The sequence below is a fragment of the Acinetobacter sp. YH12045 genome, assembly GCF_013419925.1.
Classification (GTDB): Bacteria; Pseudomonadota; Gammaproteobacteria; order Pseudomonadales; family Moraxellaceae; genus Acinetobacter; species Acinetobacter amyesii.
In genome coordinates this window covers 22,501-42,739 of record NZ_VOZE01000015.1, presented here as the reverse complement: position 1 = coordinate 42,739, position 20,239 = coordinate 22,501, and the positions used below count along the sequence as shown (strand labels likewise).

Sequence of the window (20,239 nt, the reverse complement as noted above, 5' to 3'; positions counted from 1 at the left end):
AGAAAACTCCATAATATTTTGATGAAAATATTTTTATTTTTTTCAATTTTATAAAAACTTTTATTAAATCAATATTTATAACAACACTTTAAATATGAAACAGATGTTTATCCTACTTACTCTAGCCCTAAGCTCTCAAAGTTTTGCCCAACTCGTTCAACCCAATACGAACCAATTTGTGAAAGAATTTAACCTTTTACAGCAACAAAAAGACTATAACGGCCAAATTAAGAGTAATGGCTACATCCACGAAAAATTTTTAGTCACCGGAAAATCGATCATTGATGAACGTGAGTCGTTCAAGATGACAGGCTATTACAAAGCAGATGATGGCCGCGATAAAATGTATTCAATTTCAGAATATCGTGTGTATTGTGATGACCAAAGCTTTGGTTTTGCACTCATGGACTTTGAAGCAGACGGTCAAAGACTGTACTAACCAATGAGAGTGATTATGCCTTTGACTTTGAAGATTCCACTCCACAAGACAGTAAATTCACTAAAATACTCAAAAATGCCTGCAAACACGCCTCACTTAAATGATCAGCCCCATACGGTATTGAATCAATTAAGCACTGCGAAATACGAAATAGACACATCCAAAAAGGCATAAACCTGCCCACAAATAGTCCAATTTAAAGGGCTGTTTAAAAAGGAAAATCATAAATGGGACGAAGACCAATAGCGTCACGACTTCTTGTGTGATTTTCATTTGACCCAAAGACCACCCATGTTTGGCCAACAATCGCGTTGCTGGGATCATAAAACTATATTCGAGTAACGCGATCGCCCATCCAAATAAAATCGCTTGCCAAAGCGGCGCATCATGTAAAAACTTCAAATGCCCATACCAGGCCAAAGTCATAAAACAGTTGGAGATAATCAATAAAAATAGGGCAAGTGACATAAGCAATCAAGATCGCAAAAAATTGCGCATATTGTACGTTTTTCATCACGATTTCGCGCCTATTTTCCGTGTTTTTATCCTCAAGAAAATTGCGTACATTTGATCAGTTACGAGCTCAATCTTTTTGCACGATCTCATACAAAAAAATCTATCTTTTCCCTAAGACCCTTGCTATGGTTGCTCTCAAATGAAATTAACCTTTTCAACCAAATCTATAATGACAACACCACAATAACAAAGTGATGTGTCGATAAAAGCAGTGGAGTTAGAACGAATGCATCTGCATATCTTGGGTATTTGTGGCACCTTTATGGGTTCATTGGCGCTCTTGGCGCGTGATTTAGGACATAAGGTGACGGGTTCAGACCAAAACGTTTACCCACCAATGTCTACCCAATTGGAAAATGCAGGCATTACCTTAATGCAAGGCTATGACCGTAGCCACCTTCAACCACACCCAGATCTCGTGATTGTCGGCAATGCAATGAAACGTGGCATTGATGCAGTGGAATACATGCTGAACGAAGGCCTGCCTTATATTTCTGGCCCACAGTTCCTTGCAGACCACGTGCTACAAGGTAAACATGTCTTAGGTGTTGCAGGCACACATGGCAAGACTACAACCACAACCATGTTGGCATGGGTGCTCGATCAAGCGGGTTTAAACCCAGGTTTCTTGATTGGCGGCGTACCCTTAGGCTTTAGTGAAAGCGCACGTTTAGGCGGTGGTGAATATTTCTGTGTAGAAGCAGATGAATACGATTCAGCATTCTTCGACAAACGCTCTAAGTTTGTACATTACCATCCTAAAACAGCGATTTTAAATAACCTTGAATTTGACCATGCCGATATCTTCGAAGACTTGGCTGCAATTCAAAAGCAATTCCATCATCTAGTGCGTACTATTCCAAGTGAAGGCCGTATCATTGCGCCCATCACTGAAACAAATATTGATGAAGTCTTGGAAATGGGCTGCTGGACACCTGTGGTGCGTACATCTTTAGATGCCAATGACAAATCTGAATTGTATGCAGAACAATTGTCTGCTGACGGTTCACATTTCAAAGTGCTACAGCATGGTGTCGTGAAAGGCGAAGTCAAATGGAATATGACTGGGCAACACAGTGTAGCCAATGCTTTGGCAACCATTGCTGCAGCAGAACATGTCGGTGTTTCGATTGAAACGGCGTGTGAAGCGCTTTCAAACTTTGGTGGTGTCAAACGTCGTATGGAGCTTTTGGGTACAGTCCGTGGCATTGAAGTGTATGACGACTTTGCACATCACCCAACGGCGATTGATACCACATTAGAAGGTGCGCGTAAGCGTCTGGGTCAACGTAAGCTTTGGGCGGTAATCGAGCCACGTTCTAATACCATGCGCATGGGTAGCCATAAAGATGGGCTTGCACATTCTGCACGCTTAGCAGATGAAGTGATTTGGTATCAACCTGAAGGTTTGGATTGGGATTTACAACCTGTGATTGAAGCTGCTGCGAATAAAGCTGTGGTGGCGCGTTCACTCGATGAGATCATTCAAACCATCGTAAGCGAGGCAGGCGAGGGCGATGCTGTGGTGATTATGTCGAATGGCGGTTTTGGTGGTTTACATCAGAAGTTGATCAGTGCATTAAAAGCCTAAACCCACTAGATAAAATAAAAAAAGCCCGCTGCGCGGGCTTTTTTTTATTCACACTCAGCTTAAAAATAATTCTGATAGCCTCGGTTTTTATAGCCTAAATCCAGCTTAACCGGCTGTTCAACATTCTCTAATCTTAACAATGTCGTTAAAAAAGCCTGAATTTGTTCTAGATTGAGCACGTCGGGTTGAAAGCTTGAATGTCCAAAGCGCTGAAACAAACTAGCAATTTCACTATGTCGGTTGACATATTTCATCGACCATTTTGAAAAATCGATTTGATCAATAGTTTGATCAGGATAACGCACAATATCCCGATGGCGAGTATCTTTCGCAATATGCTGAAAAAGCTGTTCGAGAGCCGCTTGCTCACCTTGCAGGCATTGGAAGAACCGGCCTTCGGCATAGTACAGCACGCCAAAAATACGCTGTTCGGTATTGAAGCTGCGGGCTCTCACCAAAATATCACTTAAATCTTGTATTAAATCAAATTGTTGTTCTACACGTGTACTGGCATAACAGAGTTGTATCATTGTGTTTATTCTTAAAGTATTTGCACGATTTTAACGTAGAAAGTTCTACAGGATGAGTAAATATTTGTATATTTTTTAATCAAATGTGCTTTTTAACTTACAACAGAAAACCAAGATCACGTATACCGATATCACCTTCATTTTTTTAAACTTATACATATTAAAACAATGAAATTATTTCCATTTGAAGATGAATAAAGAGGCCGACCATGCTTAAAAATTTACTCATTTTTTTATCGATCACTTGTGTATATTTTGCTGCCTTGATCATACTGAATAATTTTGGCGTTTCAGATTTTTTTAATGTTGTTATTTGCTCATTTATTTTAGGAATAATACTGCGTACTGTGATTCCTCACTATCTCATTTATTTACTGATGATGATGACTATTGGCAGTATTTATTTTGTACTGAATGACTTTGCATTATTAAATATCATGTGTTTAAGCTTATTTTTAGGGATATCAAGCTGCTCGATCTTATTGCAGTTTTGGCCAAATCTTTTTAAAGCACCTTCAACGCTGTTAAAATTAAAGCTCAATTAAATACAAATTAGCTTTTAAGTTTTTTTTAAAATTTCATAATGATAGAAAAGCCCGCATCGCGGGCTTTTTTAGGCTTGAACATCCACTAATGTCTTGTCTCGGCGAAACATCACCTCTACATAAGAACAGGTTGGGATAATTTTTAAGTGTTTCTCACGAGCGAATTCCACCAAATGATCCAATAACACACGAGCTACCCCTTGCCCACGTAAGGAATCATCTACCCACGTGTGATTAGCCACAATGCTGTGTTCATCACGCCATAGATAACTCATTTCTGCGAGGCGTATACCCTCAGCATTTAACTGAAAAAATTCACCTTTTTGACCGTTATCTTGATGTTGCATAGTCACTGTTTTTTCTTCCTTTTTATGAAAAAATACACCGTGTAACAAACGAGAAAGTGATTGGTACAGAACTTAAACGACCTATATTCAACTGTAGGTGATAATAAATCCGTACACCTTTCACATTAATTAAAAAACAATTAAATCACACTTGCCGGATATTTTTATTATGGACCTTTACCTCGTCGCCATCTTTGTATTGCTCATTGCTGCAGCTTGCTTGGTTGTATCGCTGTATAAATCACGATCTTAATTCAATTTCACAGTTAGATTTCAAATAAAAGAACAGCCTGATCGCAATACCATCAGGCTGTTCTTATTTATCCAAATGATTAATCCACATCACGCTATACAATTTAGCGTATTAGCGTAGAACATCACGAATCGATTCATCTTTATCAAATACAGATTTTGCAAAAGGGCAGAGTGGAATAATTTTCACGTTCTTTTCCCGAGCAAAATTCACTGCTGCATCGAGGAGATGTCGTCCAACACCTTGTCCTCGCAAGCTGTCACTGACATCGGTATGATCAATAATAAATTTATCATCGCCTGCCCATGAGTAAGTCATCTCTGCCAAACGTTCCCCATCTTGCTCAACAAAAAAAGCCCCTTTTTTTTGATCATCATCTTGTTGCACAAACATCTTAATTTCCTCCATTTTTTTATAAATTGGCATGTAATGCAGGTCAACTCTGTTGTTTTTGTATTAATTTAAACCGCATGCACAGGGCTTAAATCGGTTCCTGCTTGTGTATAGAGCATAGTAAAATAAGCCACTTTATTTATTTGAAGACACTCATGTCTGCCTCTCCCTCCGAAACGGCTTCTTCTGGCTCTTGGACGGCTGTGATTGCTTTGGCTTTCGCAGCATTTATTTTTAATACCACTGAATTTGTACCTGTCGCGTTGCTCAGCGATATTGGCAAAACATTTAGCTTAGCCGCGACCGATGTCGGCATCATGATTACGCTGTATGCATGGGTGGTTGCGCCGATTTCTTTGCCGATCATGTTATTGACCAAAAATATTGAACGTCGATCACTCCTGATTTGCTTATTTATGGTGTTTATTATCAGCCATGTTCTGTCGTATTTCGCATGGAGCTTTAATACTTTATTGCTCAGTCGAATTGGCATTGCTTTTTCGCATGCACTTTTTTGGTCAATTACTGCGTCGCTGGCAGTTCGTGTTGCACCGAAAGGCAAAGAATTTCAAGCCTTGGGGCTTTTGGCCACAGGCACAGCTTTGGCGATGGTTCTCGGTATTCCGTTTGGGCGTATGGTCGGAGAAGCCTATGGTTGGCGAAATACCTTTGCTCTGATTGGCATTGGCGCCAGTATCGTTTGCCTGATTTTAGCCAAAACACTGCCGATATTACCGAGTTTAAACTCAGGTTCGCTGAGCAGCCTAAAACAGTTTATTCGCCGTCCGAGCTTAATGATGGTGTTTGTATTAACCATTATCGTGATTAGTGCGCAATTTACTGCATATAGCTATATCGAGCCGTTTTCACTTAACATTGCTGCGTTCAGCTCCATGCAAACCACAGCCTTGTTATTAATCTTTGGTGCTGCAGGCTTTCTGGGATCTTATCTGTTCGGGAAATTTGGTGGGAAATATCCTAAAGTTGCGATTCCTTTGAGTACAGCCACACTGGCTTTATCCATGCTGCTGTTGCTTCCTGTTTCTTTGAGTTTTGCAGGTGTAAGTGCAGTGTGCTTATTGTGGGGCATGAGTATCATTGGATTTAGTCTCGCATTACAGTCAAAGACACTACATCTCGCATCCGACGCCACCGATGTCGCCATGGCTATTTATTCAGGGCTTTATAATGTCGGGATTGGCGGTGGCGCACTCTTGGGCGGCATGGTCAGTGTACATTTCGATTTAAGTTATATCGGCGTGATCGGAGGAATCATCGCCGTGATCGGCACACTTTTAGCCTTAGCGTTGGTACACCGTGGTGATTTTAATCCTCCTGTGGCACATTAAATGAATTCGCAAATTGCTGATTGCGCTTTGTACTAAAAACTGTCATGCTTTGCCGCATATTTGGACAGTGTCCAAAACAAAATTTGAACAAGGGGAGTAGCCTCCTCCAAACGTAAACCTTGTTTTACGTGTCAGAATATCGTCATTACACTTTGCAAAAAGTCGGTATCTGAGCATCGCTGCTGCAAATCATTACAGTACGATGTAGGCAAGACCTTGATCATGTTGTCTCAGGCGTTTTATTTCGTCTGGCAACTGGTCGAGGTTTTTTTATGGCTGGTTGTTAGATGTGGAGAATACACATGGAAACGATTGGCTCATTATGGCTATATCTGGCATTTTTCGGTTTAGTCACCATCATGCTACTCATCGACTTTTTAGGCTTTAAAAATAACAAAGGCCAAGAAATCAAAGTCAAAACCGCTGCCTATTGGAGTATTGCATGGGTCTCTGTGGCTACCTTATTCGGTGGTGCATTGTGGCTCTACTTACAGCAAACCGCTGGTGTCGCTGTTGCAAACACCAAAGTCATGGAATATTTCGCTGGTTATCTGCTCGAAAAATCACTCGCAATTGATAACGTTTTTGTCTGGCTCATGATCTTTGCTGCCTTTGCCATTCCACCGGCTTTGCAACGTAAACTGTTGCTCTACGGTGTCCTTGGTGCAATTGTACTGCGTACCATCTTTATTTTTATTGGGGCATGGTTCGTTCAAGAATTCTCTTGGGTACTGTACATCTTCGGCGCATTCCTAGTGTATACCGGCTTTAAATTCCTTAAAGGCCAAGACGAAGAAGATAAAGATATCGAAGATATGGCGATTTTGAAGTGGCTACGTAAACACATGCGTATTACTCCTCAAATGCATGAAGATAAATTCTTCGTTCGTCAAAATGGTGTCTTGTGGGCAACGCCGCTCTTTTTAGTGTTGATCTTGGTTGAAGCATCGGACGTAATTTTTGCGGTGGACTCAATCCCAGCAATCTTTGCAGTTACCTCTGACCCATTCATTGTACTGACTGCAAACTTAATGGCGATTTTAGGTCTACGTGCTATGTTCTTCCTCTTATCCGGTGCTGCATCGAAAATGCATTACTTACCATATGGTCTGGGCATTATCCTGGTATTTATTGGCGCTAAGATGCTGTTGCTCGATGTGTTCCACATGCCAATTTGGATTTCACTCGGCTTTATTGTGGTGACCTTAACCATCACCGCGTGGTTATCGATCCGACACAGCAAGAAGTACAATGAAACCATGCTTTAAAACACTTAGATGATTAAAAGCCTTCTTTCGAGAAGGCTTTTTTATTCTGCAACGAAAACTTGGACTAAGCTTCAGGCGTCATCAAGAGTTTGAGTTTCGGCCAGCGTTGTAAAAATTGTTTTTGCTGCACACGCTGAAAAAAAGTCGCCTGACTGACTAAACGTGGGTTCCAACGCACATTTAACTCAAATAAATCATCTAAGCCCAAAGGGGCGATTAGCTGTATTTGCTGTTGATCATCCAATTTAACAGCGATGGCAGTAGCAGTTTCTGGCCACAACGATAGGGCATGCTCAATCGACTTGAGCGCCTGTATCGGCTCACCATTTTCCAAGCGATACCACTGGTGTACTGTCGCTTGGTTGGTAACATCCCAATGAATGTGGGGAAATTCAGACTGCATCTGCTGTTGAATCCTTTGACCCTGTGTTCCATCATCATGTTCCGCATAATAAATCACATCCACTTCTGTGCCTTCCAGTGCATAGTGTTGTTGATGTCGCTGTGACCAAATCAAATTACGAACCACGCCTGCAGCCAAATAAGCCTGTGTATCTATGGCATACAGGGCATGTAAAATGTGCATGATGCCTTGATGCTGAAGTAGGTTATGCTTTAATTGGTCTGAATAGCTCATGTTCACTAAAGGGTTCATTATCGTTTTTTAAAGGGCGCTCTTGAGATCAATATAGCAAGCGCTGCACCTGTTAGTCTTTATTCATTCATCGATGCAGTGTACACGGCTCAATGCTTTTGTATTATTCAAATCAAATACAATGAACAAAAAACAGAATCACTTATAAACAACTGTTCTATTTTTTAGAACACATTTTCACAATTACTCTAACGGTATTTTGAACCAAATTGGGCTACAATCAACCGAAAAAATTCTAAACTGCAGGTATGTCATGTCTTCTGTTATCGCATCTACAGCGATCCGTGGTCGCTTTCTAGATATTCAGAATACAGTTGCCCAAGCACGTGAAATTCACGACCAAGTGCGCTATTTCGAAGATGGTTTGCTAATTACGCAAGCCGGAAAAATTCAATGGTTCGGTCCATGGTCTGAGGGCCAACACCATCTCCCAGATCAGGTTGAAGTACAGCATTATTCCGATCAATTGATTGTTCCGGGTTTCATCGATACCCATATTCATTATCCACAAACGGAAATGATGGGGGCTTATGGTGAACAGCTACTGGAATGGCTCGATACCTATACCTTTCCAACTGAAATCCAATTTGAAGATCCAGCTTATGCAGAGCAAATTGCACAGTTCTTTGTAAACGAGTTACTCAAAAACGGAACCACAACAGCTCTTGTTTTTTGTACAGTTCATCCACAATCGGTCGATGCTTTATTTAAAGCTGCAGAACAGCATCAGATGCGCTTAATTGCTGGTAAAGTCATGATGGATCGACATGCCCCTGAAGCATTATGTGACACAGCTGAGAGTGGCTATAACGACTCCAAAGCTCTCATCGAAAAATGGCATGGTAAGGGGCGTAACCTGTATGCCATCACACCTCGTTTTGCCCCAACCTCAACGCCTGAACAATTGGCACGGGCAGGGGAGCTAAAAGCCGAGTATCCTGATGTTTATGTACATACGCATTTGAGTGAAAATAAAAATGAAATTGCGTGGGTCAAATCATTATTCCCTGAGCAAAACGGCTATTTAGACGTTTATCATCATTATGGTCTGACCGGATCACGTTCCGTGTTTGCGCACTGCGTGCATTTGGAAGATGCCGAGTGGGAGTGTATGCATCAGACCAACTCTGCAATCGCGTTTTGTCCAACCTCGAACTTGTTCCTAGGCAGTGGTTTATTTCCATTAAAGAAAACATGGGAAAAACAGGTGAAAGTCGGCTTAGGCACAGACATTGGTGCAGGCACCTCATTTAACCAACTACAAACCATCAATGAAGCCTACAAAGTTCAACAACTTCAAGGCGATAAACTGTCCGCATTTGAAGCGCTGTACCATGCCACGTTAGGGGGAGCAAAAGCCTTAGACCTACAGGACAAACTTGGAAACTTTGATTTAGGCAAAGAAGCAGATTTTGTGGTACTCGATTTAAAAGCCACTGCGCTACAAGCCCTACGTCAACAACATACCAAAAATCTGGAAGATGCTTTATTTGCCCTCATGCTGATGGGTGATGATCGTAATATCCATGCCACCTATGTGTTTGGACAATGTGCGTATGTCAAAGCATAAAACGGCTCGACCGAGACGAAAAACAGCGTTGAAAATTGGACTGATTGCCGTCGCGTGTTTGTGCTTACTCAAGCGTGACAGCACTTCCAAGAAAAACTGATTACATTTTCAACGGCAAAAAAGATGCATCTGCGAGCCAGATGTATTAAAATTGGTTCATCTTTAGAGGTGTTGCAAGTCAACACCTTTTTTATTTTTTTGATTTGCTTTTTTAGGTATCTACCCATGTCTGTTCAAATGAGCGTACTGATTTCCACTGAAGAAATTCAAGCTAAAGTGAAAGAGCTTGGCGCAAAAATTGATGCACACTATGCTAACAGCGACAAAGAGTTGGTGTTAATCGGTCTTTTACGCGGTTCTGTTATTTTTATGGCTGACCTTTGCCGCGCAATTTCAAAACCGCATGAACTCGACTTCATGACCGTTTCAAGTTATGGCGCTGGGACTGTATCTACTCGTGATGTTAAAATCTTAAAAGATTTAGACGGCGACATTAAAGATAAAGATGTCTTGGTGGTTGAAGATATTATTGACTCAGGCAATACCTTAAGCAAAGTCTTAGAAATTTTACAGACGCGTAATCCAAACTCAATCGAGCTTTGTACTTTGGTTAGCAAGCCTTCACGTCGTGAGATTGAACTCGAAGTGAAATTTTTAGGTTTTGAAGTCGAAGATAAATTTATCGTGGGTTATGGTCTGGACTATGATCAAAAATATCGTCATATTCCATTTATTGGCGAAATTGGTCTCTAAGTAAGATCAGATACTTAAGAGTGGCCGAAGGCCACTTTTTTTTTATTTTTTGGTTTGTTTTGAACAAAAAAACAACAGTTTTTTGCATGTTTAGGCTATAGCTCAGCGCAGTTTTGATTAAAGATAAAGATTGAACATGTCGTAAAAAACAAATACATGATAACAAAAGGAGAGTTACTATGTGGTCACTCATTGTTGCGATTGTTGTTGGTTTTATTGCTGGTTTAATTGCACGTGCGATCCATCCTGGAGATGACAAAGCCGGTTTCATCATGACCACCATTCTCGGGATTGCAGGTTCTTTACTTGCGACCTATGGCGGACGTTTATTAGGTCTGTATGGAGAAAATTCTGCTGCAGGATTTATCGCTTCCGTCATTGGTGCGATCATCGTGTTGTTTATCTATAACCTTGTAACGAAAAAAACCCGCGTCTAATTTTTATAGCACCATTAAAATACCCGCCTATAGACGGGTATTTTTTTTATATTTTATTCATGCCGTACAGCTGAAATTATTTGATCTCTTTTAACATCGATTCTAATTCAGCAGCAGGGTAAGCACCAGTTAAGATCGAACCGTTGGCAAAAACGATTCCCGGTGTACCACCTAGTTTTAAGCTTTTAGCTAATATTAAATTTCGATCAATCGGGTTTGCACAACTTTTCGCTGACTTCGGTTGAATTCCCTTATTGATTAAATTATCCCAGGCCATAGCAGGGTTTGACTCACAAAAAATCTGCTTCGATGGCGCCAACGACTGCGGTTTTATGGCTGTGATAAAAGTATAAATGGTCACATCATTGAGTTTTGCTAGCTCTACTTCAAGCTTCTTACAATATGGGCAATTTGGGTCAGAAAAGATCGCGATTTGGCGCTTTCCATTCCCCCTGACTGTTTTAATCGCATCTTGTAATGGGAGTTTATTCCACTCAGTTTTTTGCTGATCGAGGATCAATTGTTTGGTCAGATTTTTTTGATCTTTTAAACGGATCATAGATCCTGCAATCACATAATCCGCATTTTCACTCAAATACAAAACTTGATCTTCAACAAAACCGCTATATATGCCCGGCATTTCGGTACTTTGAATATTTTCAATTTTTAAACTGGGGTGCTTTTCTGCCAAGAGCTTTTGAACCTGTGCCGCATCTGCTAAAGCAAAAGTCGAAAGGGTGGTACTCAACGCCAATGCACATATTTTTTTCAACATAGACCGAACAACTTCAACATTTAATTGATTCAGCATTCTAAGCCTTAACACGTGAAAGTCTTGGGCTTTTTTCAGTTCATTACGCAATAGCTACATGCCGTTTCACGTGGAACATATTAAGCTGCATCAGGTGAATTAATTTCAACAGACACATGCACAATTTCTTCATGAATCGACAGTGCTTGACGCACTTCATCTGCGCTCAATGCCTGACTTGTTTCTAAAGCCACAATACATGAAAACTGACCTTTACCCACTTTCCACACATGTAAGTCGGTCACCATAACAGGCGCTGGTAAATCTTGCAAAACCTCACGAATTTCAGCGACAACAGGATGATCCATTTCTGCGTCCAGTAATGTTTGTCCTGTTTCTTTCATCAGCCCAATGGCCCACTTACCAACAAGTACCGCACCAACAATCCCCAATAGCGCATCTAAAAATCCCCAGCCCATCCATTTTCCAGCAAATAAAGCCACAATCGCCAACACCGAAGTCACCGCATCAGCAACCACATGCATGAAGGCTGCTTTCTGATTGAGGTCGTGATGATGATCACGCTGTACCTCATGGCTATGCTCATGATAGTGATGGTGATGGTGATGGTGATGGTCATCATGCAATAACCAAGCACAGATCAAGTTCACCACTAGACCTAAAATCGCAATAGGGATTGCTTCGTTATAATGAATTTGGACCGGGTTGAATAAGCGTTCCACCGAATGAAAGGCCATAAATGTAGCAACGACCATCAATAATATCGCGCTGCTATAGCCCGCTAAAATTTCAATTTTCCAAGTCCCAAAGCTAAAAAGAGCATCTTGGGCATAGTGGCGTGCCGCACGATAGGCAAAATAAGCCAAACCTAATGCCAACATATGTGAACTCATATGCCAGCCATCTGCCAATAATGCCATTGAATTAAAAATCCAACCGCCAATGACTTCTAACAACATCATGACTGCCGTTAAAATAGTGGCAATTAAGATCCGTTTTTGTGCGAGTGGATTACCTTCATCAAATTGATGATGATGAATTCGGATGGATGGGGAAGTTTTCATTAGGTTCTATGCTTAAATATACTCCCCCATAGTATATTTATTTTCGGGAGAAAGTGTTGAGTCATTTACATCAGGACAAAAAGATTTTAAATCGGGTTAAACGTCTACAAGGTCAGGTCAATGCGGTTGAACTGGCTTTACAGCAACCCGAAGCAGGGTGTATCGAGGTTTTACAACAGGTTGCGGCCATCAAAGGTGCTGTAAATGGATTAATGAATGAATTAATCGAAGCACATTTACGCCATCATGTATTACCTCAAGATGCTGAAATCAATGAAGCAGAACTGGAAGAATTTGTAAAACTGCTTAAACGCTATGGATAAAGTTACAACTGTGATTTGACCATGGAAAAAAATCGGCATTAAACTGAGCCCATATTTCCATCTTTCTCATACAGCACAATATTGACCCTATTGACTGTACCTCTGCGACTTTAAAATGACCACATCTCCCTCTTGGCGACCGTTTATCATGGTGAGCCTTGCACTCTGTATGGGCACTATTGGTACAGCGCTAGCTAGTCCTCTGTATCCCATTTATCAACAACTTTGGGGACTGCTGCCGAGTCATATCACCTATATCTTTGTTGCCTACATGTTTGGTTGCCTAGCGACCTTGCTGTTTTTAGGTCGTACCAGTAATAGTTTTGGTTTTTTAAGAACCCTGCAAATCGGTATGGCGTGCATTATCTTAGGTTTAAGCTTGTCGGTGTTTGCCAGTAATGCGCTGTGGTTATCTATCGGGCGCTTTATTATCGGGATTGCCTCGGGTTTAATCAGCACCTCAGCCATGCTTGGTTTGGTCTATACCATTCCTGAACCGCATAAAAATAATGCTCCACAGTTGAGTTCAATCATTACCGTGATTGGTTTTGGTCTCGGCCCATTTATTGGTGGAGTGATTGCCCAATTTTCGGAACAGCCTTTAGTCACCCCTTATATCCCTGTGATCTTTGGGGGGTTGGCGTGTTTAATGGGGTTATTTTTTATTCGCACACCGAATTTTGAGCCACAGCCTTTTTCAGTGGCACCACATTTGGAATTGCCTGAAAAGCGTGATCATTCACGATTTTATATCGCTGGACTGACTGCCTTTTGTGCCTTTGGCTCCTTCAGCTTATTTGCATCACTCGCACCCTCTTTCGTCAAAGATGCGATCCCATGGCATGGCCCTTTGGTCAGTGGTAGTGCCATTGCAAGTATCTTGCTGGTTTCCGCTGTCGTGCAATTTATGGCGAAATCGATTCCTTCTGCAAAATGTGTCAATGCCGGCTTAATAGTGTTAATACTGAGCTATGCGCTCCTTGCGCTATGTATGACCCAACACTGGAGTGCATTGTTTTTTATTAGCGATATTTTAGTCGGTGTAGGGCATGGTCTAGGGCTTTTAGGCGCATTTGGCTTAGTTCATCAAATGACCAACAATCAAAACCGTGCTGCGGTGATCTCGACCTATTTGTTTATCGGATATTTAGGAACCATTATTCCAATTATTGCAGCCGGCTATTTATCTGATCATTTCGGCTTGATCGTCGGTGTTTTAGGTTTTTGTATGGGTGTAGGTTTATTGTGTATCGGCTTATTGCTTTGGCACCGTAGTCTGAACACCAATTAACCACTAAACTTATTCAAGAAGCATCTTGTATTGGGTGCTTCTTAAACCCAAAAACAATTAAGAAACCCTATAAAAATCAATCAAATTAAATTAAGATCTTGTCTGATGTGATTCAAAAATTTAAAAAATGCTAAAAATTCAATGTCAAATTAACACTGTAGAAAATCAAATCATTGCTAGCAGCGAATACGGTAATATTCACTATATTTTACCGTTTGAATCCTTACCGCAATTAGAAACCTATGATTTTATTGTTTGGGGCTTTTTACCCATTGCCATGCGCCTTGGCATCCCGCTGCATGTAGAAGGACCTATTTCAATACAAACCCTCCACTCCGCACGGGAGGTTTCAACTGTCTGGGCCGCTTGGTTACCTGATTTATATCAACCAGTCATGCTCAGTGCTGCATCGATTATCCAAACACCACCGGCAAACCAAACCACTCCAAATTTAAGCTTTTTTAGCGGTGGAATTGACTCCACATATAGTACATACAAAGCTTTTCTTGAAAATGGGCAAGACTCTGATTGTCTCACTGTGCATGGAATGGATTATAAATTTGATGACCATGAAAAATTTCAGGCCTTAATGGATCAGACCCATGACTTTAGAAGCCAAGTTTTTAAGCAAAGTCGCGTGGTAAAAACCGATGCTTACACGCTGTACAGTAAATATGGCTGTAACCCTAAAGGTTCGCATGTCACACATATCTTTTCGCTGTTTTCCTGCGCTTCGATTTTTGAACATTACCAGCAATATCGAATTTCAGCCGATTACCGTTTAGATCAACAATTATTCGTTCATCCCTATGGCTCAAATACGGCATCCAACCGATTGATGAAGAACCGATCTGGGGTCTTAATCACCCTCGACGATGATGTCACGCGATCTCAAAAAACCGCATTTTTAAGCCAATCTGACTTAGATTTACAAACCCTGTCGATTTGTGTGGACTATAGGGCTCGACCAAAAAATTGTGGTCAATGCAGTAAATGTATGCGCACCAAAGCCATGTTTTATGCCACCAGCCCCGAAATTCCCGATATCTTTTTAGATCGTCGCTTTGAAAAAGAGTGGTATCAATCCATTCCATTAAGTTCAAAAATCAATCGTGCTTTTTTAATTGATATTTTGTCAGCGGTCGAAAAATCCTCGCAACAGCAACAATTTCCAGACTATGCAACACTCAAAGTCAAAGTTGAAGCCGCATCAAAAAGAGCAGCAATCAATCCTTTTTATGGGATGAAAATGAAAGATGTGCTGAGATCGATCTTTAAAATCATTTTTGGCTCAAACCCAGGCTAAAGGGATGCAAAAAAAACACGATGTTTTCGAACATCGTGCTTTGGATGGATATTTCAATGGATGAAACGAGGAGCTCAATAGTTTTATTACTTTCCAATACAGAACGATCCAAAAATCTTTCCAAGCAAATCATCTGCACTGAAATCGCCGGTAATTTCACCTAAAGCATTTTGCGCCAAACGTAGAGACTCAGCTACCAACTCACCCGCATGATAAACAACCAACTGCTCACGTGCTTCTGCAAGATAGCGCTGAGTGCGCTTCATTGCGTCTAAATGGCGTGTTCGAGCAATAAAGGTATCTTCCTCTGGCTGAAAGCCTGCATGCGCTGTAATCGCATCAATAAGCGCTTGAACGCCAGTTTCTTGTTTAGCCGAAACCCGAATATGTCGAAAACCGTTTAAATCGGTCATTTCCGCGGTAGATCCCGTCAAATCGCATTTATTACCAATCAACATCAACCGCTTCGGTTCGATATGATCGGCAAAGTACGCTTGAGCCAATTGCAGTGGATCTTCGCCTTGACTTAAGTCATAGACCAAAAGTAACAAGTCAGCTTGCTCAATTTCTTTAATTGCGCGACGAATCCCTTCTTTTTCGACGATATCACCGGTTTCACGTAAACCTGCGGTATCGGTCAAGGTAATCGGCAAACCATTGAGGCTGATTTTTTCATGTAAAACATCTCGTGTCGTACCGGCAATATCCGTCACAATCGCACGTTCAACACCCGCCAAAGCATTGAGTAGCGATGACTTACCTGCATTGGGTTTACCGGCAATCACCACTTGTAAACCTTCACGTAGTAACTGACCTTGACGGGCAGATTGCTGCACAGCATGGACCGAGCTTGCCACTTCATCCAATAAACCCAAAATCTTACCATCCGCCAAAAAGTCGATTTCTTCTTCAGGAAAATCAATCGCTGCTTCCACATGCAAACGCAAATGGATAAGTTTTTCTAACACCGTATTGACCTTGCTCGAAAAAGCACCTTGTAATGAACGTACCGCAGAACGCGCAGCAGCTTGTGAGGTGGCATCAATCAGGTCGGCAATCGCCTCGGCTTGCACCAAGTCCATTTTGCCATTTTCAAAGGCGCGCATTGAAAATTCGCCCGCTTTTGCAGCAATAGCACCCAATTCTAGTAAGCGTGCCAATAATGCATTTTGAATAACGGGGCCGCCATGACCTTGAAGCTCCACCACATCCTCACCCGTAAAAGAGTGCGGATTTGGAAAGCAAATCACCAAACCTTCATCCATGATTTCATTCGATGCATCATAAAACTTACGGAAACCAGCAAAACGTGCTTGTGGTAAGGATTGCTGCGTTAATGCTTCAGCAATGGCATAAGATTGGGGACCAGACAGGCGAATCACGCCGACACCACCACGACCCGGCGGTGTGGCAATTGCTGCGATGGTGGTTCGGTTTAACATAAAATTCACCTAAAAATTTTCAAACGACAGATAAAGAAAAATCCGCCTAAGATTACCATCTTAAGCGGATTTATTCAGCCCATCAGCAATGCTTAGTTTGCTGAGTCAGCCGCTTCACGTTTTAAACGTTCTTTTTCAACAGATTTGTTAATCAAACCTTGTTGAAGAATAGTAATACTGTTGTTACAGATCCAGTAAAGCACAAGGCCCGCAGGGAAGAACAACATAAATACCGTAAAGATCACTGGCATGATTTTGAAGACTTTCGCCTGCATTGGATCAGCCGGTTGTGGGTTCAAACTTTGCTGAATAAACATGGTTAAGCCCATTAATAGCGGCAAAATAAACCACGGATCCATCGCAGATAAATCTTGAATCCAACCTAACCACGGCGCATGACGTAGTTCAACGGACTCCATTAACACCCAGTACAAAGCAAGGAAGATCGGCATTTGGAGCAATAACGGCAAGCAACCTGATAGTGGGTTTACTTGTTCACGTTTATACAATGCCATCATTTCTTGCGAGAAGCGCATACGGTCTTCACCGAACTCTTCTTTCATGCGTTGCATTTCAGGTGCAATCACACGCATTTTCGCCATAGAGCGGTAGCTCTTCGACGACAATGGCCATAAGATCAGTTTCACCAGAATCGTCAATAGAATAATTGACCAACCCCAGTTACCCACTAAACCGTGGAAAAACTCAAGACCGACAAACAATAATTTCGCAATAGGCCATAACCAACCGTAGTCTACAGTTTGGTTTAAACCAACCGCCAATTCTTTTAATTCAGATTGGATTTTTGGACCTGAATAGAACGTTGCATCTACTTCTGCCACAGTTCCTGCAGGAACATTAATTGCAGGTGATGTGAACTGAATGATATTCATATCATCGGTAGATTTACGTGACTCAAGTTTCGCAGCATACGGTTGACCATTGGCTTGCGTTAATTTGATCTGTCCAGGAATCCACGCACTCACGAAGTAATGCTGAACCATTGCAACCCAACCGCCAGTTGCTTCAACATTCAATTTTTCTTCATTGAAGTTAGCAAATTTAAGTTTGTTGTAATGTTCTTCAGGCGAACCCCATGCACCACCAAGGAATGTACCTAAAGTGAAAATACCTTGATCAGATTTACCCGGATCTTCAGAGTTGTCGCGTTTAAGCTGACCAAACATTTGACCTTGCCAGTTCTGAGCACTGCGGTTCACGATTTTATGATTCACGACAACAGGGTATTCACCTTCAGTGAAGTTAAAGGTTTTAATAACCTCTACTCCATCTGCTGTTTTATAAACCATTGGTACTGACAAAACTTTTGCTGTTTGGCCATCTTTACCCTTCACAGCTTTTGCGTCATTCAACGTATATGAAGATTTTTCAATCTCATAGGTTGGACGTCCTTTCGGATTACTATCAGGGCCATTAAGACCAATTAAGCCAGACTGAGCAACATAAATACGTTTTGCATCGCTTTCAAGCATTACAAATGGTTCGTCGCTGTCTTTATTTTTGTCATGATTGAGTAATTCAATACGAACAATATCGCCACCCTTTGGATTAATCCAAAGATGGTAAAGGTCAGTTTGTACTGAAATTAACTGTTGACTAACAGGTGCAGTGGCATCTGTTGTTTGTTGTGTAGCAGCATTATTTGCTTGCGGCACATCAGTAGCAGCCGTAGCTGTCTGGCCATTTGGCAAATCGGCAGATACTTCATGCGTTACCACCGCAGCGTTTTGCTGAGGTTTTTGTTCCGCATGTCCATAATCTTTCTGCCAAGCCAAAATGAGCAAATATGCGACAACAAACATGGCCCCTAGAATTGCAATCCTGGCCCATTGTTGCATAGGTATTACCCCAAGTGGTTAGAGTGATTTTGGTTCAATAAACGTTCACGAAAGGGTACAGCAACGTGACGCGTTTGAGAATCTATTTGCTGAAATGAAATAAAACGAATTGCTTTTGATGGAACAGGATCATAGCCTGAACCGCCCCAAGGATGACAACGGCAAATACGCTGAACAGCTAGACACACTCCACGTACAGCACCATGTTGATGGACTGCTTCCAAAGAATATTGAGAACATGTTGGAATATAACGACAGCGTGGTCCCAATAAAGGACTAATCGCAATCTGATAGAAACGAATGAGCCAATGCAGTAAACGAACCATTGGTCATCTCTACGCTTGTGGGGAGGTAGCTATTTTTTTATGCTTATTTGCAAGGCGCTGCAATTTTTGCCAAGCAAATTGTAATTGCTGATGCAACTCTGCATTCGGTACCGCCTCTATGCCCATTTTTGGCATAACGACAATATCTAATACATTAGACTGCTGTTGATGCAGGCGAAAACTTTCGCGTGCAAGTCGTTTTACTCGATTTCTTTCATGTGCGCGGCGCACTTTTTTCTTAGCAACAACAATACCCAAACGGCTATTCGGCTGTTCGGAGATTTTTGCTAGAAATAAGAAATGGGGTTGATGCACTTTAAAAAGCGCACCATCGAACACACTTTTATAATCGGCAGCACAGTGTATTCGCACATCTGTGCTAAAGCCGTAAAGTGTTGTCATAACACCCAAGTCTTGACAGTCTTAACTGAAATTAAACAGTTAAGCTGTGACGACCTTTTGCACGACGACGCGCTAATACTTGACGGCCAGCTTTAGTAGCCATGCGAGCACGGAAACCATGAACGCGTTTACGTTTCAACTCAGAAGGTTGGAAAGTACGTTTCATATCGAAACTCCAAAAATGATCTTTCAGTAAAGGTTCGCGATTTTAGTGCTCATTGCTTGAGCTGTCAATGAAAAACACGCTTTCTTTCAAAATCTAGGCTGTGATATATCAAGATAGTATAAGGATTAGAAATCAGTCAGAAAGTTTTAAATTAAAATACCCACAAACTAAATCATTGTATATATTAATTATTTAAGTTATCTTCAAGTTTGCTCACAGATTTATCCACAATCTCAAATTTGTGAATTGGTTTTTATGAATTTAAATTTGAATTTAAACTAACCATCAAGTTATCCCCAGAATGGGTCGATCTTATAAATAAATTCAAATTTTAAAATTTAAATTTATTACTATTAGTGTTGATATTTTCTGTGGAAAACGCATTTTTAGATTTAAAAAACAAATAATTACATTGTGGATAACGATGTTTTTATAATTTTGATAGTTTGTGGATAACTTTGTGCTACAATTTATCCACAGCTTGCGGATAGACTTATCCACACGTGATTTAAATTTAAATTTAAACTCAATTTGCGTTTTTTTGATCGATTTCGACTGATTTGTTCATGACAGATGTGGATAAGATGGTTAGAATGGCTGCCCGCTTAGGCGGGGTTGAATTATTTTTTTCGTACAATGGAC

22 protein-coding genes are annotated in these 20,239 nt (G+C 41.1%); 10 read left to right on the top strand and 12 right to left on the bottom strand.

Annotation, left to right across the window (positions count from 1 at the left end):
- Window positions 1–94: 94 nt before the first annotated feature.
- Complete coding sequence (locus FTU02_RS14345; protein ID WP_180157729.1) at window positions 95–439, top strand: hypothetical protein; 345 nt, start codon at window positions 95–97, stop codon at window positions 437–439.
- 129 nt (window positions 440–568) lie between these two features.
- On the opposite strand, the gene FTU02_RS14340 is transcribed toward FTU02_RS14345, so the two are convergent.
- Entirely contained in the window at window positions 569–907 is a 339-nt protein-coding gene (locus FTU02_RS14340) for a DMT family protein (protein ID WP_078189529.1), read from the bottom strand.
- A 274-nt stretch (window positions 908–1,181) separates the two neighbouring features.
- Between FTU02_RS14340 and mpl the strand changes: the two genes are divergently transcribed.
- The gene (gene mpl / locus FTU02_RS14335) at window positions 1,182–2,546 is read left to right on the top strand and encodes a UDP-N-acetylmuramate:L-alanyl-gamma-D-glutamyl-meso-diaminopimelate ligase (RefSeq protein ID WP_180157727.1); all 1,365 of its coding nucleotides are present in this window, start codon (window positions 1,182–1,184) and stop codon (window positions 2,544–2,546) included.
- A gap of 59 nt (window positions 2,547–2,605) precedes the next feature.
- On the opposite strand, the gene FTU02_RS14330 is transcribed toward mpl, so the two are convergent.
- The 3 genes from FTU02_RS14330 to FTU02_RS14320 form a co-directional block, all read right to left on the bottom strand.
- Window positions 2,606–3,076, bottom strand: a complete 471-nt coding sequence (locus FTU02_RS14330; protein WP_180085999.1) for a BLUF domain-containing protein — start codon at window positions 3,074–3,076, stop codon at window positions 2,606–2,608.
- Window positions 3,077–3,689: 613 nt separating this feature from the next.
- The gene (locus tag FTU02_RS14325) at window positions 3,690–3,974 is read right to left on the bottom strand and encodes a GNAT family N-acetyltransferase (RefSeq protein WP_180157725.1); all 285 of its coding nucleotides are present in this window, start codon (window positions 3,972–3,974) and stop codon (window positions 3,690–3,692) included.
- A gap of 358 nt (window positions 3,975–4,332) precedes the next feature.
- A complete protein-coding gene (locus tag FTU02_RS14320) occupies window positions 4,333–4,647 on the bottom strand; it encodes a GNAT family N-acetyltransferase (protein WP_373683696.1) in 315 nt (104 codons plus the stop codon).
- A gap of 122 nt (window positions 4,648–4,769) precedes the next feature.
- Here FTU02_RS14320 and FTU02_RS14315 point away from each other — a divergent pair, with 122 nt between their 5' ends.
- Window positions 4,770–5,963: a sugar transporter gene (locus FTU02_RS14315; protein WP_180157722.1), complete on the top strand. Its 1,194-nt coding sequence runs from the start codon at window positions 4,770–4,772 to the stop codon at window positions 5,961–5,963.
- Window positions 5,964–6,265: 302 nt separating this feature from the next.
- Window positions 6,266–7,231, top strand: a complete 966-nt coding sequence (locus FTU02_RS14310; RefSeq protein WP_180157719.1) for a TerC family protein — start codon at window positions 6,266–6,268, stop codon at window positions 7,229–7,231.
- Window positions 7,232–7,295: 64 nt separating this feature from the next.
- Here the strand turns inward: FTU02_RS14310 and FTU02_RS14305 are convergent, their stop codons facing one another.
- Complete coding sequence (locus tag FTU02_RS14305) at window positions 7,296–7,868, bottom strand: nucleotidyltransferase family protein (protein ID WP_257232790.1); 573 nt, start codon at window positions 7,866–7,868, stop codon at window positions 7,296–7,298.
- Window positions 7,869–8,139: 271 nt separating this feature from the next.
- Between FTU02_RS14305 and guaD the strand changes: the two genes are divergently transcribed.
- The 3 genes from guaD (at window position 8,140) to FTU02_RS14290 (ending at window position 10,646) form a co-directional block, all read left to right on the top strand.
- On the top strand, window positions 8,140–9,456 hold the full coding sequence (gene guaD / locus FTU02_RS14300; RefSeq protein WP_180157715.1) for a guanine deaminase: 1,317 nt from the start codon (window positions 8,140–8,142) through the stop codon (window positions 9,454–9,456).
- 225 nt (window positions 9,457–9,681) lie between these two features.
- On the top strand, window positions 9,682–10,209 hold the full coding sequence (gene hpt / locus FTU02_RS14295) for a hypoxanthine phosphoribosyltransferase (protein ID WP_180103148.1): 528 nt from the start codon (window positions 9,682–9,684) through the stop codon (window positions 10,207–10,209).
- A gap of 179 nt (window positions 10,210–10,388) precedes the next feature.
- The gene (locus tag FTU02_RS14290) at window positions 10,389–10,646 is read left to right on the top strand and encodes a GlsB/YeaQ/YmgE family stress response membrane protein (protein ID WP_078189516.1); all 258 of its coding nucleotides are present in this window, start codon (window positions 10,389–10,391) and stop codon (window positions 10,644–10,646) included.
- A gap of 76 nt (window positions 10,647–10,722) precedes the next feature.
- Here the strand turns inward: FTU02_RS14290 and FTU02_RS14285 are convergent, their stop codons facing one another.
- Window positions 10,723–11,421 carry a DsbC family protein gene (locus FTU02_RS14285; RefSeq protein WP_180157737.1) on the bottom strand — a complete coding sequence of 233 codons (699 nt, stop codon included), beginning with the start codon at window positions 11,419–11,421 and terminating at the stop codon, window positions 10,723–10,725.
- A gap of 116 nt (window positions 11,422–11,537) precedes the next feature.
- Complete coding sequence (gene dmeF / locus FTU02_RS14280) at window positions 11,538–12,482, bottom strand: CDF family Co(II)/Ni(II) efflux transporter DmeF (protein WP_180157714.1); 945 nt, start codon at window positions 12,480–12,482, stop codon at window positions 11,538–11,540.
- A gap of 56 nt (window positions 12,483–12,538) precedes the next feature.
- Here dmeF and FTU02_RS14275 point away from each other — a divergent pair, with 56 nt between their 5' ends.
- From FTU02_RS14275 to FTU02_RS14265, 3 genes are all read left to right on the top strand, one after another.
- A complete protein-coding gene (locus FTU02_RS14275; RefSeq protein WP_078194474.1) occupies window positions 12,539–12,805 on the top strand; it encodes a metal/formaldehyde-sensitive transcriptional repressor in 267 nt (88 codons plus the stop codon).
- 148 nt (window positions 12,806–12,953) lie between these two features.
- Window positions 12,954–14,096: an MFS transporter gene (locus FTU02_RS14270; RefSeq protein WP_180157735.1), complete on the top strand. Its 1,143-nt coding sequence runs from the start codon at window positions 12,954–12,956 to the stop codon at window positions 14,094–14,096.
- 127 nt (window positions 14,097–14,223) lie between these two features.
- Window positions 14,224–15,402 carry a hypothetical protein gene (locus tag FTU02_RS14265; protein ID WP_180157712.1) on the top strand — a complete coding sequence of 393 codons (1,179 nt, stop codon included), beginning with the start codon at window positions 14,224–14,226 and terminating at the stop codon, window positions 15,400–15,402.
- Between the two features lie 86 nt (window positions 15,403–15,488).
- Here the strand turns inward: FTU02_RS14265 and mnmE are convergent, their stop codons facing one another.
- From mnmE to rpmH, 5 genes are all read right to left on the bottom strand, one after another.
- Window positions 15,489–16,844 carry a tRNA uridine-5-carboxymethylaminomethyl(34) synthesis GTPase MnmE gene (gene mnmE / locus FTU02_RS14260; RefSeq protein WP_180050926.1) on the bottom strand — a complete coding sequence of 452 codons (1,356 nt, stop codon included), beginning with the start codon at window positions 16,842–16,844 and terminating at the stop codon, window positions 15,489–15,491.
- A 92-nt stretch (window positions 16,845–16,936) separates the two neighbouring features.
- Window positions 16,937–18,703: a membrane protein insertase YidC gene (gene yidC / locus FTU02_RS14255; RefSeq protein WP_180065696.1), complete on the bottom strand. Its 1,767-nt coding sequence runs from the start codon at window positions 18,701–18,703 to the stop codon at window positions 16,937–16,939.
- Window positions 18,704–18,708: 5 nt separating this feature from the next.
- Window positions 18,709–19,029, bottom strand: a complete 321-nt coding sequence (yidD, locus tag FTU02_RS14250) for a membrane protein insertion efficiency factor YidD (RefSeq protein WP_111885710.1) — start codon at window positions 19,027–19,029, stop codon at window positions 18,709–18,711.
- A gap of 9 nt (window positions 19,030–19,038) precedes the next feature.
- Window positions 19,039–19,431, bottom strand: coding sequence for a ribonuclease P protein component (gene rnpA, locus FTU02_RS14245; RefSeq protein WP_078189509.1), 393 nt, complete (start codon window positions 19,429–19,431; stop codon window positions 19,039–19,041).
- Between the two features lie 31 nt (window positions 19,432–19,462).
- Window positions 19,463–19,597: a 50S ribosomal protein L34 gene (rpmH, locus tag FTU02_RS14240; protein WP_000831329.1), complete on the bottom strand. Its 135-nt coding sequence runs from the start codon at window positions 19,595–19,597 to the stop codon at window positions 19,463–19,465.
- Window positions 19,598–20,239: the final 642 nt, after the last annotated feature.